A 14,931-nucleotide genomic window follows, 5' to 3' on the forward strand; every position below is an offset into this window, starting at 1 on the left:
AGTTTGCAAGAGAATCTTGCAAGGCACGCGTAAGTCGGGTCATGATGACGCCCACCAAGCCACGTGCTGCATCTCGATCAAGGAGGATCGACAGCCATGACCGCTTCGCCGTGTCGCCCCTGGCGCACCCAGGTCAGCGTGTTCACCGCAGTCACCGCTCTGTCCGCCGGGCTTCTGACCGGCTGCTCCATGTCGTCCTCTGACGGCTCGGCCGGGAAGGACACGCTCACCGCCTGGGCCTGGGGAGCCCCCGCGGCCGGCATGAAGGCCACCGCCGAGGAGTTCGAGAAGTCGCATCCCGGAGTCACCGTCAAGGTCCAGGACGTCGGCAACCCGGCCATCTGGGACAAGATCACCACTGGCATGGCGGCCGGAGGCCAGGGTCTCCCCGATGTCATGGACATCGGCGGCGACTACATGGGCAACTACCTGGAGACGTTCCCCGACGGCTTCGCGAACCTCGGCGACATGGGTGCGGGCTCGCTGGAGAAGGACTTCCCGAGCGGCTTGTGGAAGGGCGGCCAGGACGCGAAGGGACAGCAGTACGGCATGCCCTTCGAGGTGAACACGAACCTGGTGTTCTACCGCAAGGACCTGTTCGAGAAGGCCGGCGTCGACATCGACTCGATCCGCACTTGGGACCAGATGCTGACCGCCGGAGTCAAGATCAAGAAGGCGACCGGAGCCGACCTCTTCGCCGTCGACAAGGCGGCCTCGCAGGCCGACTCGGCGAACTTCTTCATGATGCTCGCCCGCCTCCAGGGCACGTTCTTCTTCAACGGCAAGGGCGAGATCGCCCTCTCCGGCAAGGAGAGCGTCGACGCGCTCACCTTTCTCAAGGAGGCGAACGACAAGAAGCTCGTCACGGACATCCCGCAGAGCCAGGGCACCACGTCCCAGATGAAGGGACAGTCACCCGTCGCGATCATGCCCGGCGCCTCGTGGATGGTCGGCAGCTTCCAGGACACGGCGCCCGAGATGAAGGGCAAGTGGGGCGTGCGGATGTCGCCCGCGATGAAGGAGGGCGGATACACGGCGTCGTCCGCGGGCGGCACGTACCTCACCGTCTCGAAGTCGAGCAAGCAGCAGGAACTCGCCTACGAATACGTCGAGTACAGCATGGCGACGCTCGCCGGGCAGAAGGTCATCACCAAGGCCGACGGACTCTTCCCGAGCTACGGACCCATGTGGAAGACCGCCGCCTTCAAGGAGCCGAACCCCTACTTCGGGATCAACACCAACGAGCTCGTCATCGAGGCGCTGAGCCAGGACACGCCCCCTGACCACTACACCAAGGACTACCCCAAGGCGCTCAAGGTCTACGACGACGCGCAGACCCAGGTCCTGGTCAAGGACGCCGATCCCGAGCAGGCGCTCCAGCAGGCCGCGAAGCTGCTGGCACAGCAGACCGGCCGGAAGACCGCGAAGGACTGACCGGAGAGCACCATGTCCCTCACCACGAATCCCAGTCCCCGGCCGGCCGGGACGCCCACCGCCGCCTCCCGGTCCGCCGTCGAACCGCCTCGCCGGCGGTCAGCGCGCAGGACATGGCGTACCCGCGCCACACCGTTCGTGTTCCTGCTGCCCGTGATCGTGCTGTTCGTCGGCTTCAAGGTCTATCCGGTCTTCTACGCCCTGGCGCTGAGCTTCACGCAGAACGTCGGCGGTGTCACCGAGTTCGTCGGCGGCGCGAACTACGGACGGCTCCTCGACGACCCGCTCTTCTGGACCGCCCTGCGCAACACCGTCGAGATCCTGGTCATCCAGGTGCCGTTGATGCTCGGTCTGGCGATCGTGCTGGCAGTCGCCCTCAACTCCAAGCTGCTCAAGTGGCGTTCGTTCTTCCGGGTCGCCTACTTCGTCCCGATCGTCATGGGTCTCGTCGCGTACGGCATCCTCTTCTCCGCGCTCCTCAACTACCAGAACGGCTTCATCAACTACCTGCTCACCTCGGTCGGGCTGCCCCGGATCCCCTGGCTCACCGACCCGTTCTGGGCCAAGGCGTCGATCATCATGGCGATGACCTGGCACTACACGGGTCAGAACGCGGTCATGTACCTCGCCCAACTGCAGTCGATCCCCGGCGAGCTGTACGAGGCCGCGCAGATGGACGGGGCGAACAGGCGCCGGCAGTTCTGGCACATCACCCTCCCGGGACTGCGGCCGGCGCTCCTGCTCACCGTGGTGCTGTCGACGATCGGGACCCTTCAGCTCTTCGACGAGCCGTACGTGCTCACCGGCGGCGGCCCCGACAACGCCACCCTCACCATCGGCATGTACCTCTACAACAGCGCCTTCAAGAACTTCGACTTCGGATACGCCTCCGCGATCGGCTACGTCCTCGCCTTCATCGTGACGGCCGTCTCCGTCATCCAGACGCTCGTCCTCAGGAGGCGTGCCCAGTGACCGCCCTGCAGCATCCGGGCCCGCGCCGACGCCGGGAGCCCGATCCGACCAGATCGCTCAGTGCCGTCCTCACCGCGTTCGTCGCGCTCGGCGCCGTGCTCATGCTCGTCCCCTTCGCCTGGCTCGTCGTGGCGTCGACGCACTCGACGAACGAGATCTTCTCGTCCCCGCCGGCGCTGCTGCCCGGCGACCGCTTCTGGACCAACCTGACCGGGCTCTTCGACTCGCTGGAGTTCGGCACCGCCGTCCGCAACTCCCTGGTCGTATCGACGGTCTACACCGCACTCGGCATGCTGGTGTGCAGTACGGCGGGATACGCCTTCGCCAAGTTCCAGTTCCGGGGCCGCAACGCGATGTTCACCGTGATCATCGCCTCGCTCGCCCTGCCGGGCCAGGTGACGCTCGTGCCCCTGTTCAAGATGATGGTGGCACTCGGCTGGCTCAACTCCTACCAAGGACTCATCCTGCCGAACCTCGCCCTGCCGTTCGGGATCTTCCTCATGCGCCAGGCGATGCAGTCCGTGCCCGACGAGCTCCTCCAGGCGGCACGCGTCGACGGTGCCGGCGAGTTCCGTACGTTCTTCCAGATCGTCGTTCCCACCATGCGACCGGCCCTGGCCGCCCTCGCCATCTTCCTGTTCCTAGGCCAGTGGAACGACTTCGTCTACCCGCTCATCGTCCAACGCGACCCGGCGGCCTACACGTTGCCGGTCTCCCTGGCGACCCTGCACGGCGTACAGTCCACGGACTACGGGCAGTTGCTGACCGGCACCCTGATCTCGGTCGTGCCGGTCCTGGTGCTGTTCCTCTTCCTCCAGCGGTACTTCGTCGCGGGTCTCCTCGCCGGCTCCGTGAAACAGTGAACACCCCACAGCACAGCGCTCCGTACGACGCACGAACACGCATGGCTTGCGACCGGAAGGTTTGAGATGACGACAGGGAATGCCACCGAACCGCCCAAGCGGCGCAAGGGATCCCGAGCGGCCGCCGGCACCACCACACTGGCCCAGGTCGCCCAGGCCGCCGATGTCAGCGAAGCGACGGTGAGCCGGGTCATCAACCGCAAGTACGGCGTCGCGCCCGCCACTCGGCAGGCGGTGGAGGAGGCGCTGAAGCAGATCGGCTACGAGCGTCCCCTCGACAACCGGCTCGTCGTCATGCTCACCCCCAACCTGAAGAACCCGATCTTCGCCCTGCAGGCCGAACGCGTCGAGAACGAGCTGAACCCGTACGGCCTGACCTCGATCATCTGCCCCGTGTACCCGGGGACGCCGCGCGAGCGGGACTATGTCGAGTCACTCGTGGACGCGGGCGTGGCGGCGATCGTCTTCCTGTCGTCGAGCAACACCCTCCGCGACGAGGACCATCGCGTCGTGCAGTTCGTCGAGTCACGGGGCATCCCGTACGTGAGCATCAACGGCGGTTTCCCCGACTCCGACACCCCGGTCGTCTCGACCGACGACTGGCGGGCCGCCGAGTTGGCGGTGGGGCATCTGCACGACCTCGGGCACCGCAGGATCGGCCTCCTCGCGGGGCCGACGGACAACCTGCCCGCGGACCGGCGGGTCGAGGGATTCCTCCGCGCTCTGGAACAGCGCGGTGTCGACAACCCCGAGCAGTTCGTCGTCCGCCAGCACTTCAACGTCGAGGGCGGTCAGCAGGCCGCGAGCGCGCTCCTCGCGCAGGGGACGACCGGCATCGTGGCGTCCAGTGACGAGATGGCCTTCGGCGCGTACCGCGCCGCGGAGCGGGCCGGACTGCGCGTTCCGAAGGACGTCTCGGTCGTCGGCTACGACGACTCGCCCGTACTCGACTTCATCGGACCCCCGCTCACCACGGTCCGCCAGCCGATCGAGCGCATCGCGGAGAACGTCGCACGTCTGGTCACCTCGCTGATCTCGAACCGGGCCGTCAGCACGCAGGAGATCCTCGTCGAGCCCGAACTCCGCCTCCGAGGATCCACCGCGCCCGCACCGACCGGAACCTGATCCCCCATGAGCGGCAGGGCTGGGGGCGGTTGCGCATCGGGAACCGCGCGTCCCCGCCGAGCGTGCGCCCCGCAGCAGCATCCCCTGTACGGATGAAGTCGGCGTATGACGGTTTACCGATCCCGCTCCCCTCGGGACGGCTTCGTTCCGTCCACAGCCGCATCAGCCCAGGCCAGCGCGTGCATGACACGTACGCCGTGCAAGGAGTGAGCCTTGCGTCCGGCGCTGTGGGGGCCGTCCGTGAAAACCCTTATGGCGGTTTGTTCGTGAATGAGACGCCGGGCAGGAGAATAATTCCCGTGGGCATGTCGTGAGGGGTCGCTCGCGACACGGACCCAGGAAGGCGTGCCCGCCCGGGACCTGGCGGGCGAGGGTGCCATGGACCATTCCTCTGACCGGCACGGTTCCTGCGGGGCGCTGTCCGCTCTGCTCGTACAGCTGTCTGAGCTTGTGCGCTACGCACAGGACACGATGCAGCTCGACGCCGAGGACGCGCAGGTGTTCATGCCGCTGTACGCCGTGGTGCTGTACGGGGTCATCGACGGGGGCGCCGCGGACCCGGTTCTCCGGCAGCTGGCCGAGCACGCTGTCGGGCAGACGGCCCCCGCTGCCGCCCGCGGCCGACAAGAAACAGCGGCGCTGCTGCTGACGACTGTGTGGTCGGCCAGTCTGCAGCCGGCGGTCGAGGCCAAGGAATGGCTGGTCAACGCACCGGATCTGCCACTTCGGTGCCTGCGTGTGGCCGGCGCTTCGGCCGCGTACGACGCCGTCTTGCGTCCAGACTCCTGCTGACCCCTGCTGACCCCTGCCGATGAGGCGCACCACCTCCGGAAGGAGGGGTCAGGCGGTGGGTACGGGCGCCGCTACCTGGCCAGCCGGTCTGCCGCCTGGACCACGTAGCCCAGTTCCCTGCGCGCCTCGGCCGCCCACACGGTGGGCTCGGCACGATGGACGGAGAGCATCCCCACCAGCTCACCCCCCGGCGTCATGACGGGCAGCGACGCCACGGACCGCACGCCCGCGTCATCGAGGACGTCCCCGGCCGCTGTGCCCACGAACAGCGGCGACGCACGGACGTCCTCCACGAAGACGGGCCGCTGCCGCTGGGCTGCCGCGCCGCACGCACTCCCGTGCCCCGCGACCTCCACGCTGCGGAAGAAGGACAGGAACGGATGATGGAACCCGCGCTGTGCGCTGATGCGCAGCGCGTCCGACGCAGGGTCCAGGAACTGGACATTGCCCATGGGAGCCCCCGTCACACGCAATGCCGTGGCCAGTGCCTGACGCAACACCACCTCGTTGCGCTCCACGTCGGTGTGAGAGGACGACACACCGGTTGTCTCCGCGATGCGCAACACCCGCAGACCGCCGTTCAGATGAAGGGCCCTCAGCCGGGGGTCGTCGACGCCCCACACCTCCAGTTGTCCACCCGCCGCGCGTACCTGCTCCGCCACGACCTCCACCAGTTCGACCGCTGCAAAGCCGAGGAACGAGACACGGCTGAAATCGAGAACGAGCCGGTGGCTGTGCGCCGACAGGCTCGACAGGTCCGACAGCTGCTTCATCAATGTCATGGTCCCGCCATGATCGAGCTGTCCCGCGACATGGACGACCGTCCGCTCGGGCCGTGCGACGACCGACGTCTCGATGGGCGATGCCGACAATGACTGCACCAAGGACTCCACCTGCCCCAGCCATCCTGCCCCAGCATTCTTGACCACAGATATTCAGCGTAGAAGCCCAAGCAGCCGCAACAGGCCGTTTTGGGCATGAAGAGCACTTCTGGCGGTAAGTTCCCCGGCACGGTGTGGGTCGGCTGCGGCACATGCCGGGCGTCAGGCAGCCGTGGAGGCGCACCGATGAGTTTCCGGGGGGACTCCGGTCAACCACTACAAGGCACACCGACTCTTCGGAGGACTCTGATGGCACATCTCATGGTGGACTTCATCATCTCGCTCGACGGGTACGCGTCCGCCGACGGCTGGCCGGGCTTCTGGGGCATGGAAGGGCCCGAATACCTCGCCTGGCTCGACAGCGACAGCGAGAAGCAGCACGCCACTCTGATGGGCGCCAAGACCTATCGGCTGATGTCGGGGTTCGCCGCGCAGGCGCCCGACGACCCGGGGTTCGCCCAGCTGAACAACATGCCCAAGACCGTCTTCTCGTCGACCCTTGAAGCGCCCCTGAGCTGGCAGAACACCGAGCTGGTCAAAGGAGACGCCGTCGACGCCGTGCGGGATCTGAAGAAGAACACGACACATCCCCTGCGCACCCTCGGCAGCCTCACCCTGTGCCGATCACTGCTCACGGCCGGTCTCGTGGACCGCTTCCGCGTCGTCGTCTTTCCGGTGATCACCGGCGCCACCGGCCAGGAACGGATCTTCGACGAATACCCCGACGTCCGCCTCGACCTCGTCGAAAGCCACACCTTCGACGGCCGGCTCCAACTGCTGGAGTACGCACCCACCGTCCTCGACGGACCACCCACCACGAACAGCTGAAGAGCCGGTACGTGACACCGGTACGTGACGGTGGATGAGGCGTCGCGCCCTCCCGCCTGCCCCCGAAAGGTGCCGAACTCCTCCCGGCGGGGCCGTTCGGCCCTAGTTGGTTCTGGGGTGGGGTGACTTCACTGATCCCGCAGTCCCGTACCGGGGCGGTCCGTCGTTTCGCCCGAGGGCGGAGAGGACCGGGCCCGCGGCACGGGCTGACGTGGAAAGCCGTGCGGCGAAAGGGAAGTTGGGAATGATTCTGGCGGTGGGGCATGCCGATCTGACCCGGGGCACGCTCGAACTGGTGGAAGCCGAGTTGCGGACGAGGCTGGAGCGGTTCCTGGGGCGGGCGCAGGGGGTGGTGCGCGCCGGTGCCGGTGTGCCGCTGGCTTTCGGCCGGGCGGTCCGGACGGCCGGGCGGCACCTCGTCGTGGTGCTGCCCGCCCAGGCGGCCGTCCCCGCGATGCCGCCCGAGCGTGACCGCCTGGCGGCCGGCGAGCTGCTGTCCCTGGCCCGGCAGGTGCGGCTGCTGACGTACGACCCGGCCGACCGGGACGCGTGCGTCGGCGCGGACGAGCGGCTGATCGCGGGGTGCCGGAAGGTGCTGGCCGTGTGGGACGGTTCGCCGTCCGACGGCCGCGACGCCACGGCGCACCTGGTGGCCTACGCGCGCGCCCGTGGTGTCCCGGTGGAGGTCCTGTGGCCGGAGGGGGCCGCCCGCGAGACCGTACCCGGCACATCGCGGCGGACCTCCGGCGGATGCCGTCCGCGGGGCGGCGACCACCCGTCGCCCGCCGCCGAACCGGCACCCGTCCAGCGCTGCGACGAGCAGGAACAGTCCCGATGACGGGCAGCGCGGGCAGCACGGGCGGCGCGGGCAGGGTGCGCGCGATCAGCCCCACCAGCGGCGCCGGCCGTGCCCTCGCCTGGCTGCTGATCGTGACCGGCGGCCTCGGCGCCCTCGCATCTTTCGTGATCACCCTCGACAAGTTCCAACTGCTCCAGGACCCGGGCTTCGCGCCCTCGTGCAACCTCAGCCCGGTCCTGTCGTGTTCGAGCGTGATGCGCAGCGAACAGGCGGGCGTGTTCGGGTTCCCCAATCCCCTGCTCGGCCTGCTCACCTACCCGGTCGTCATCGCGATCGGTGCGGCGCTGCTGGCCGGGGCCCGCTTCCGCCGCTGGTTCTGGCTCGCGCTGAACGCCGGCGCCGTGTTCGGCGCGGCCTTCTGCATGTGGCTGATGAGCCAGGCGCTGTACGAGATCGGCGCGCTGTGCCTGTGGTGCTGCCTGGCCTGGGCGGCCACCATCGCCCTGTTCTGGTACACCACCGTGCACAACCTGCGGCACGGGATCGTCCGTGCCCCGCGCCGCGTCGTCGCCGGTGTCACGGAGTTCCACTGGGCGGTGCCGGTCACCTGGTACCTGACCGTCGTCATGCTGATCGCCACCCGCTGGTGGAGTTACTGGCAGACACTGCTGAGTCCGTGAGCCGCGCGCCGGGCACCGCGTGCCCGGCGCCCGCCCCGGGCCGACCCGGTTACCGCGCCGCGCTCTCCGGGTCCGACGGTTCCGGACGCTCCGTGCTGACCGTGCCGTCCGTCGGCAGCGCCGAAGGGCTCGACGTCAGGGTGGGGTCACCGGTCGGCCGCGCGGGCGGCGCCGAGGCCGCCGACGCACCGGGCTTCGGCGGCGGGGGCCCGGTCGGGCTGGCGGTCAGCCCCTTCGCGGCATCGACGGCGAGCGCGTCGAAGTCGACGTCCCCGGTCCTCTCCAACATCGTGATGTGGTCGAGCACGGTCTGGTTGGCGTCCGAGGCCAGCTGCCGGATGAGCGTGTTGCGGGTGGTGGCGCGGACCTCCGCGACCGCCGCGAACACCTTGCCGTGCGCGGACCGCAGCAGGTTCGCGAACTTCTGCTCGTAGTCCGTGCCCTGAGCGGCCGTCAGTTCGGCCAGCCAGCCCTGCTGTTGTGCGTTCGGCTGGTTCGGCACCTCTATGCCGAGGTCGGCCGCGACGATACGGACGCGTTTGTCGAGGTCGTTGTGGCCGACCACCAGGTGGTCGCCCGTCTCCTTGACCGACTTCGTGGGCGCGCGTTCGATGGCCTGCTGCCCCGCCGGTATCTCCCACAGCCCGGCGAGCCGTACCCGTACCACCAGGTCCCGGTCGGCGGCGGTCAACGGGCCCCATCGGGTGTTCACCGTCTCGGCAGGAGCGGGCCGGGTCGCCTTCACCGCGTCGAAGCGGTGGGGATAGGAGTAGAAGACCGGGTACGCGACCGAGCCGATCGAGCCGGCGATCCCCAACGCGATGAGGAACGAACCGTTGATGCGCCGCACATGAGCCTCCGGTGAGTGGACGACAAGGGACAGGCGGCGGCCACCCCCACAGCCGGCTGCGGCGTCAGGAGATCATTCCGCCGAGCGGCGCGGACAGGGTCGGACGGTCCCGCGCGCCAGGGGCCGAACGGCCCTTGACGCAGGGCTGTTCAGCCCTGGACGACGTATGCGGGGCGCACGCCGTACGCCACCGGCCGCCGCCGTACGCCTCCTACGGCCGCCCGACCTGGTACGGAACCGGGGCCCGACCGCGAGCCCGAGCGTGAGCCCGCCCCGATTCGTCGCACGGCGAAGTGGATCCTTGGGCCCACCCCACCGGTCCGCGCGGGGGGACTGTTCGGCCCTACCCGACCCTCGTACCCCCGAGCCGATCATGGAGCGGCAGCCGGGAGGCGCCGCAAGCACAGCGCTGAGCGCAACGGCGAAGGAAAGGGAACCGTCCGGTGGACGAGGCACAGAGACAGCAGTCGGAGGCCGCGCATACGCGTGACGTGGCCCCCTCGGCCGATGCGGCCCCCGTAGGGTCCGACGGGAGCGACGCCGCGTGGCGGACAGGCGGGAGCAGCCGGACGCCCGCCCGCCCGACCTGGGTCGAGTGGCTGACGACCACCGACCACAAGAGGATCGGCACCCTCTACCTGGTGTCCGCGTTCGTGTTCTTCATCGTCGGCGGGGTCCTGGCCCTGCTGATGCGCGCCGAACTGGCCCGGCCCGGAACGCAGTTGATGTCGAACGAGCAGTACAACCAGGCATTCACGATGCACGGCTCGATCATGCTGCTGATGTTCGCGATGCCGCTGTTCACCGGATTCGCCAACTGGATCATGCCGTTGCAGATCGGTGCGCCCGACGTGGCGTTCCCGCGGCTGAACATGCTCGCCTACTGGCTCTTCCTGTTCGGCTCGTCGATCGCCGCGTTCGGCTTCCTCACACCGGGCGGCGCCGCGGACTTCGGGTGGTTCCTGTACGCCCCGCTGTCCGACGCCGTGCACTCCCCCGGCCTCGGCGCCGACATGTGGATCATGGGCGTCGCCCTGTCCGGGTTCGGCAGCATCCTCGGCGCGGTCAACTTCATCACCACCGTCATCTGCATGCGCGCCCCCGGTCTGACCGTCTTCCGCATGCCGGTCTTCACCTGGAACGTGCTGCTGACCGCCGTACTGATCCTGATCGTCTTCCCGGTGCTGGCGGCGGCGCTGTTCGCGCTGGAGTGCGACCGCCGGTTCGGCAGCCACGTCTTCGACCCGGCGAACGGCGGCGCGCTGCTGTGGCAGCACCTGTTCTGGTTCTTCGGGCATCCCGAGGTGTACATCCTGGCGCTGCCGTTCTTCGGCATCGTCTCCGAGGTGATCCCGGTGTTCTCGCGCAAGCCGATGTTCGGTTACATGGGCCTGGTCGGGGCCACCATCGCGATCGCCGGTCTGTCGGTGACCGTGTGGGCGCACCACATGTACGTCACCGGCGGAGTCCTGCTGCCGTTCTTCTCCTTCATGACCTTCCTGATCGCGGTGCCGACGGGCGTGAAGTTCTTCAACTGGATCGGCACCATGTGGAAGGGCTCCCTGTCCTTCGAGACCCCGATGCTCTGGACCGTCGGCTTCCTGGTCACGTTCGTCTTCGGCGGTCTGACCGGCGTCATCCTGGCCTCACCGCCGATGGACTTCCACGTCTCGGATTCGTACTTCGTCGTGGCGCACTTCCACTACACGGTCTTCGGCACGGTCGTGTACGCGATGTTCGCCGGATTCCACTTCTGGTGGCCGAAGTTCACGGGCAAAATGCTCGACGAGCGCCTCGGGAAGCTCACCTTCTGGACGCTCACGGTCGGCTTCCACCTGACGTTCCTGGTCCAGCACTGGCTCGGCGCGGAGGGCATGCCCCGCCGGTACGCCGACTACCTGGCGGCGGACGGCTTCACGGCGCTCAACACCCTCTCCACGATCGGGTCGTTCGTACTGGGCCTGTCGATCCTGCCGTTCCTCTACAACGTGTGGTGGACGGCCAAGTACGCGAAGCCGGTGGACGTGGACGACCCCTGGGGATACGGACGTTCGCTGGAGTGGGCCACGTCCTGCCCGCCGCCGCGGCACAACTTCACCGCCCTGCCGCGGATCCGGTCGGAGTCCCCGGCGTTCGACCTGCACCACCCGGAGATCGCGGGGAGTCCGGGGATCGCGGTGAGTGCGGGGAGTGCCGAGATCGCAACGACCACGGGGGCCGCGGCGCCCGGGACGGTGAAGTGACCGTGTCGCAGCCCGTCCTGGCGCTGGGCGCCGCACTGCTGACGGCGGCCGGTCACGTCTGGTACGTCCCGGCCCTCGCCGAGCTGCGCGCGGGGACCGACCGTCCGCTGTCCCGGCGTACCGCCGCGGCTGCCTGTCTGAGCGGCTGGGGCACGACCGGGACCGTCGCGGCCGTGCTCCTGGCGAGCGGGACCTGGCGGATGCCCTGCGCCGCCGCGGTGGCGGGCACGGTGGTCACGGTCGGCCTCCGCCTGTGTGCTGCCGTACACCATCGTCGGGAGGCGCGGGAGGCGGCCCGCCACTGGGCACAGCTGGCCCGTTACGGGCACCGGCCCCCGGTCGGTCCCGGTCGCTCCCGCAGAACCCTCGCCGTGCTGGTCGCGTCCGGACTGGCCACGGCCCTGACCACGGTGACGCTCCTGCTGGTGACGGGCGCCGCCGACGGCTTCTCGCCCGGCTGACGCCCGTGCCGGGCGGCGCCTCGGGCGCCTCCCGGCATCAGCGGGGGTTCACCGGTGGTTCGTGGCCTGCGCGGTGACCTGCCGGATGGCCTTGAGGGCGACGTCGGGGCGGTCGACGTGGATGTAGTGCCCGCTGCCGGCGGCGGTGCTGACGCGGCTGCGGGCGGAAAGGGCGCGCCACTCCTGCTGGCCCTCGGCCCACATCCGCTCCAGGGCGGGCCCGTAGTCGGGGACCTCGGAGAACTGGGACTCGTGCTTGATGATCCGCACCGGGATGCGCCCCGCCGAGCGGACCGGCGCGTCGGCGATGAGGAACTGCTCGGGGTTCTGGCCCTCGTTCACCGCGATGGTCTGGTCGCGCAGTTCGGCCGCCATGCCGGTCGCGGACTCGGGGATCGCCTTCCGGATGCCCTCGGTGAGGGCCGGGATCGTGGCGTCCATCAGGACCAGGCCCGTGACCCTGTCCCGGTGGTCGGGGGCGTACCGGGCGGCGATGTAGCCGCCCAGCGAGTGGCCGGCCAGGACGACCGGGCGGTCACCGACGATCCGGTCGAGCACGCCGGTCAGGATCCTGCCGCTGTCGTCGACGGTCTGAATGCCGTTCGGCTGATCGCTCGCGCCCTCCCCGAGCCGGTCGTAGGAGCAGACCCTGCCCTGGTGGCTCAGGGTCTGCTGCAGCCCGGCCATCGTCTCCAGTCCGTCGCCGCCTCCGGCCATCAGGACGACGACGGGCTTACGGGCCACGGTCCGGCCGGAGCACGAGACGTTGACCGAGTGGCCGTCGACGCGGATCTTCCTGGTCCCCGTGAAGGCATCCCCCTGACCGTGGCCGTGCCGCGCGGACGTGGCGGCCGCTGTCTGTGCCTGCACCTGCGCCTGCGTCCGTGCCACGGTCCACGACGGCTCCTGGGCCTGCGCGGCGACCTGGCCGTAGCCGGCGACGGCGGCGCCTGCCACCGCGCAGAACGTCGTGGCCAGGGCGGTCGTCTTGAGGGTGCGGTTCACGTGGCTCTCCAAAGCGACAAGAGGTGGACTCAGGGACGGGGCGGTCGGGTAGGCCGCTCGTTTCCGAATCGCGGCGACAACGAGGACGCTACGGTTCCGGCGCCCACGGATCGTCACCTCTCAGAGGCCACTTGGCCGTAGCTCGCACGGGGGACAGCGGTGATCCGCGCGACGTGCTGGATGCGGACATCCAGCACGTCCACAAGCGCTGACTGCACCGGTGACCGCCGGCCGGCTTACCGACACGGGGGCTGCCATCCGCTACAGGGCGGGCCTGCCCTTCGTGAACAGCCACGTCTGGAAGAGGTCGTCGAGCTGTTGGCCCGAGATCTTCTCGGCGAGCCGGACGAAATCGTCGGTGCTCACGTTCCCGTACCGGTTCTGCCTGGTCCACGTCGGGAGCAGCTTGAAGAACGCCTTGTCACCGATGCGTTCGCGCAGGACCTGGAGCGTCATCGCGCCGCGCTGGTAGACGGCGGAGGCGAACATCGTGTCGCGCTGCGGGTCGCCGACGACCGTCTGCCAGAAGGCGGCCTCCGCGGGGCGCGCGTTGTAGCCCGCGAGGAAGGCGTCGTGGGCGCTCTGGGTGCCTCTGTGCTCGCTCCACAGCCACTGGGAGTAGGTCGCGAAGCCTTCGTTGAGCCAGATGTGCTGCCACTTCTCCACGGAGACGGAGTCGCCGAACCACTGGTGGGCGAGTTCGTGGACGATGGTCGACTCGCTGCGGACGGCGGAGTAGACCGGCTTGGTCTGGGTCTCCAGGGAGAAGCCGGCCTGCGGCATGTCGTCGACGATCGCGCCGGTCTCCTCGAAGGGGTAGGGGCCGAAGACCTTCGACCAGTAGTCGGTCGCCTCGGCCGTGAGGCCGTACACGTCGACGTTGTTGCTGTTCTCCAGGACGGGGTCGATGGCGACGTAGATCGGGGTGCCCGCCGGGGTCGTGCCCTGCTTCACGTCGAACCTGCCGATGGTCGCCGTCGCGAGATACGTCGCCATGGGCTGGGTCTCGCGCCAGTGGGCGACGGTCTGGCCGTCCTTGTCGTACGTGCCGACCAGACGGCCGTTGGAGACCCCGGTCAGACCCTTGGGAGCCTTGATGCGGATGTCGAAGGCGGCCTTGTCGCCCGGGTGGTCGCTGGAGGGGAACCAGGTCGACGCGGCGTTGGGCTCGCAGGCGACGAAGACGCCGTCGGTGGTCTTCATCCAGCCGTAGTCGGAGCCGAAGACGATGGGGCCGCTCAGCGGCTCGGGCACACCGCCGTAGGTGACGGTCACGGTGAACGTCCTGTTCTTGTCCAGGCTGTCGCGCGGGCTGACGCGGATCTCGTCGCCCTCGCGCGTGAACTGCGCCCGTCTGCCGTTCACCTCGATCCTCGTCACCTCCAGCTTCTGGAGGTCGAGGTCGAAGGACGAGAGGTTCTGGGTGGCGCGCGCGGTGATCGTGGTGCGGCCGTCGAGGCGGTCGGTGTCGGGGTCGTACGCCACGTCGAGGCCGTAGTGGCGTACGTCGAATCCGCCGTTGCCGAGCTGGGGGAAGTACGGGTCGCCCACGCCGTCGGCGCCCGGGTGGGGCGCGGGTGCGGCGGCGATCAGGCAGAAGGAGGCGGCGGCTGTGGCCAGTACCCCCAGACGTGCCGAACGGGAGAGTGTCATGAGTCGTCCCTTCGCGCGTGTTCCGATGAAACGGACACGCAGACTCTGCACTCCCCCGAATGGGCGTGTACATGACTTGGTGCCGGATTTTTACCAAGTCATCAGGTTTTACAGGCCAGTTGACGTCGGACCCTTGACCTCCGGGAAGCCTGCTTTTCGCTTCCGCGCGGCTCTCCGTGGACCGTCCGCGCTCGCGATCAAAGTGCCTCAACTGGTCGAGAAAGCGGACCGCTCGGTGCCAAAGACGAGTTTGGTGGTGAACGTTCCGCAACCGGAACCGGCCGGTTGACATGGCTCGGGGCCGCTCGGTTTACTCCCTGGAGCGCCAACATCAGCTTCCTGGCG

At 68.8% G+C, this 14,931-nt stretch carries 13 protein-coding genes and 1 pseudogene; 10 read left to right on the forward strand and 4 right to left on the reverse strand.

Annotation, left to right across the window (positions count from 1 at the left end; all coding sequences use genetic code 11):
* Window positions 1-96 precede the first annotated feature (96 nt).
* From J8N05_RS42210 to J8N05_RS42230, 5 genes are all read left to right on the forward strand, one after another.
* Window positions 97-1,434: an ABC transporter substrate-binding protein gene (locus J8N05_RS42210; protein ID WP_210892682.1), complete on the forward strand. Its 1,338-nt coding sequence runs from the start codon at window positions 97-99 to the stop codon at window positions 1,432-1,434.
* Between the two features lie 12 nt (window positions 1,435-1,446).
* Window positions 1,447-2,406 (forward strand): carbohydrate ABC transporter permease, encoded by a 960-nt coding sequence (locus J8N05_RS42215; RefSeq protein ID WP_247706909.1) that lies wholly within the window; start codon window positions 1,447-1,449, stop codon window positions 2,404-2,406.
* The gene (locus J8N05_RS42220; protein WP_247706910.1) at window positions 2,403-3,269 is read left to right on the forward strand and encodes a carbohydrate ABC transporter permease; all 867 of its coding nucleotides are present in this window, start codon (window positions 2,403-2,405) and stop codon (window positions 3,267-3,269) included. The genes J8N05_RS42215 and J8N05_RS42220 overlap by 4 nt, the downstream gene beginning before the upstream one ends.
* Window positions 3,270-3,335: 66 nt before the next feature.
* On the forward strand, window positions 3,336-4,394 hold the full coding sequence (locus tag J8N05_RS42225) for a LacI family DNA-binding transcriptional regulator (RefSeq protein WP_210892684.1): 1,059 nt from the start codon (window positions 3,336-3,338) through the stop codon (window positions 4,392-4,394).
* Window positions 4,395-4,772: 378 nt separating this feature from the next.
* Window positions 4,773-5,186 (forward strand): hypothetical protein, encoded by a 414-nt coding sequence (locus J8N05_RS42230; protein WP_210892686.1) that lies wholly within the window; start codon window positions 4,773-4,775, stop codon window positions 5,184-5,186.
* 71 nt (window positions 5,187-5,257) lie between these two features.
* Here the strand turns inward: J8N05_RS42230 and J8N05_RS42235 are convergent, their stop codons facing one another.
* Window positions 5,258-6,067, reverse strand: coding sequence for a GAF domain-containing protein (locus J8N05_RS42235; RefSeq protein ID WP_210892688.1), 810 nt, complete (start codon window positions 6,065-6,067; stop codon window positions 5,258-5,260).
* A 249-nt stretch (window positions 6,068-6,316) separates the two neighbouring features.
* On the opposite strand from J8N05_RS42235, the gene J8N05_RS42240 reads away from it, so the two are divergent.
* The 3 genes and pseudogenes from J8N05_RS42240 (at window position 6,317) to J8N05_RS42250 (ending at window position 8,374) form a co-directional block, all read left to right on the forward strand.
* Window positions 6,317-6,895 (forward strand): dihydrofolate reductase family protein, encoded by a 579-nt coding sequence (locus tag J8N05_RS42240; RefSeq protein ID WP_210892690.1) that lies wholly within the window; start codon window positions 6,317-6,319, stop codon window positions 6,893-6,895.
* Between the two features lie 244 nt (window positions 6,896-7,139).
* Window positions 7,140-7,625 (forward strand): annotated as a pseudogene (locus tag J8N05_RS42245) (hypothetical protein); the annotation flags it as partial.
* A gap of 104 nt (window positions 7,626-7,729) precedes the next feature.
* Complete coding sequence (locus J8N05_RS42250) at window positions 7,730-8,374, forward strand: vitamin K epoxide reductase family protein (protein ID WP_210892692.1); 645 nt, start codon at window positions 7,730-7,732, stop codon at window positions 8,372-8,374.
* A gap of 49 nt (window positions 8,375-8,423) precedes the next feature.
* Here the strand turns inward: J8N05_RS42250 and J8N05_RS42255 are convergent, their stop codons facing one another.
* Complete coding sequence (locus J8N05_RS42255; protein ID WP_210892694.1) at window positions 8,424-9,224, reverse strand: DUF4142 domain-containing protein; 801 nt, start codon at window positions 9,222-9,224, stop codon at window positions 8,424-8,426.
* A gap of 491 nt (window positions 9,225-9,715) precedes the next feature.
* Between J8N05_RS42255 and ctaD the strand changes: the two genes are divergently transcribed.
* A complete protein-coding gene (gene ctaD / locus J8N05_RS42260; protein WP_456339992.1) occupies window positions 9,716-11,467 on the forward strand; it encodes an aa3-type cytochrome oxidase subunit I in 1,752 nt (583 codons plus the stop codon).
* A gap of 2 nt (window positions 11,468-11,469) precedes the next feature.
* Window positions 11,470-11,928: a hypothetical protein gene (locus J8N05_RS42265; RefSeq protein ID WP_210892696.1), complete on the forward strand. Its 459-nt coding sequence runs from the start codon at window positions 11,470-11,472 to the stop codon at window positions 11,926-11,928.
* A 48-nt stretch (window positions 11,929-11,976) separates the two neighbouring features.
* Here the strand turns inward: J8N05_RS42265 and J8N05_RS42270 are convergent, their stop codons facing one another.
* Both J8N05_RS42270 and J8N05_RS42275 read right to left on the reverse strand, forming a co-directional pair.
* Window positions 11,977-12,933, reverse strand: coding sequence for an alpha/beta fold hydrolase (locus J8N05_RS42270; RefSeq protein WP_247706911.1), 957 nt, complete (start codon window positions 12,931-12,933; stop codon window positions 11,977-11,979).
* A 261-nt stretch (window positions 12,934-13,194) separates the two neighbouring features.
* Window positions 13,195-14,586 (reverse strand): M1 family metallopeptidase, encoded by a 1,392-nt coding sequence (locus J8N05_RS42275; protein WP_210892701.1) that lies wholly within the window; start codon window positions 14,584-14,586, stop codon window positions 13,195-13,197.
* Between the last annotated feature and the right edge of the window lie 345 nt (window positions 14,587-14,931).

Origin of the sequence: Streptomyces liliiviolaceus (assembly GCF_018070025.1) — a bacterium.
In the GTDB taxonomy this organism is placed as follows: domain Bacteria; phylum Actinomycetota; class Actinomycetes; order Streptomycetales; family Streptomycetaceae; genus Streptomyces; species Streptomyces liliiviolaceus.

Excerpts from the sequence above, each read along its gene's own strand:
- J8N05_RS42225 (WP_210892684.1), top strand. The coding sequence starts at position 3,336 with ATGACGACAGGGAATGCCACCGAACCGCCCAAGCGGCGCAAGGGATCC.
- J8N05_RS42240 (WP_210892690.1), top strand. The coding sequence starts at position 6,317 with ATGGCACATCTCATGGTGGACTTCATCATCTCGCTCGACGGGTACGCG.
- J8N05_RS42210 (WP_210892682.1), top strand. The coding sequence starts at position 97 with ATGACCGCTTCGCCGTGTCGCCCCTGGCGCACCCAGGTCAGCGTGTTC.
- J8N05_RS42230 (WP_210892686.1), top strand. The coding sequence starts at position 4,773 with ATGGACCATTCCTCTGACCGGCACGGTTCCTGCGGGGCGCTGTCCGCT.
- J8N05_RS42215 (WP_247706909.1), top strand. The coding sequence starts at position 1,447 with ATGTCCCTCACCACGAATCCCAGTCCCCGGCCGGCCGGGACGCCCACC.
- J8N05_RS42275 (WP_210892701.1), bottom strand. The coding sequence starts at position 14,586 with ATGACACTCTCCCGTTCGGCACGTCTGGGGGTACTGGCCACAGCCGCC.
- J8N05_RS42250 (WP_210892692.1), top strand. The coding sequence starts at position 7,730 with ATGACGGGCAGCGCGGGCAGCACGGGCGGCGCGGGCAGGGTGCGCGCG.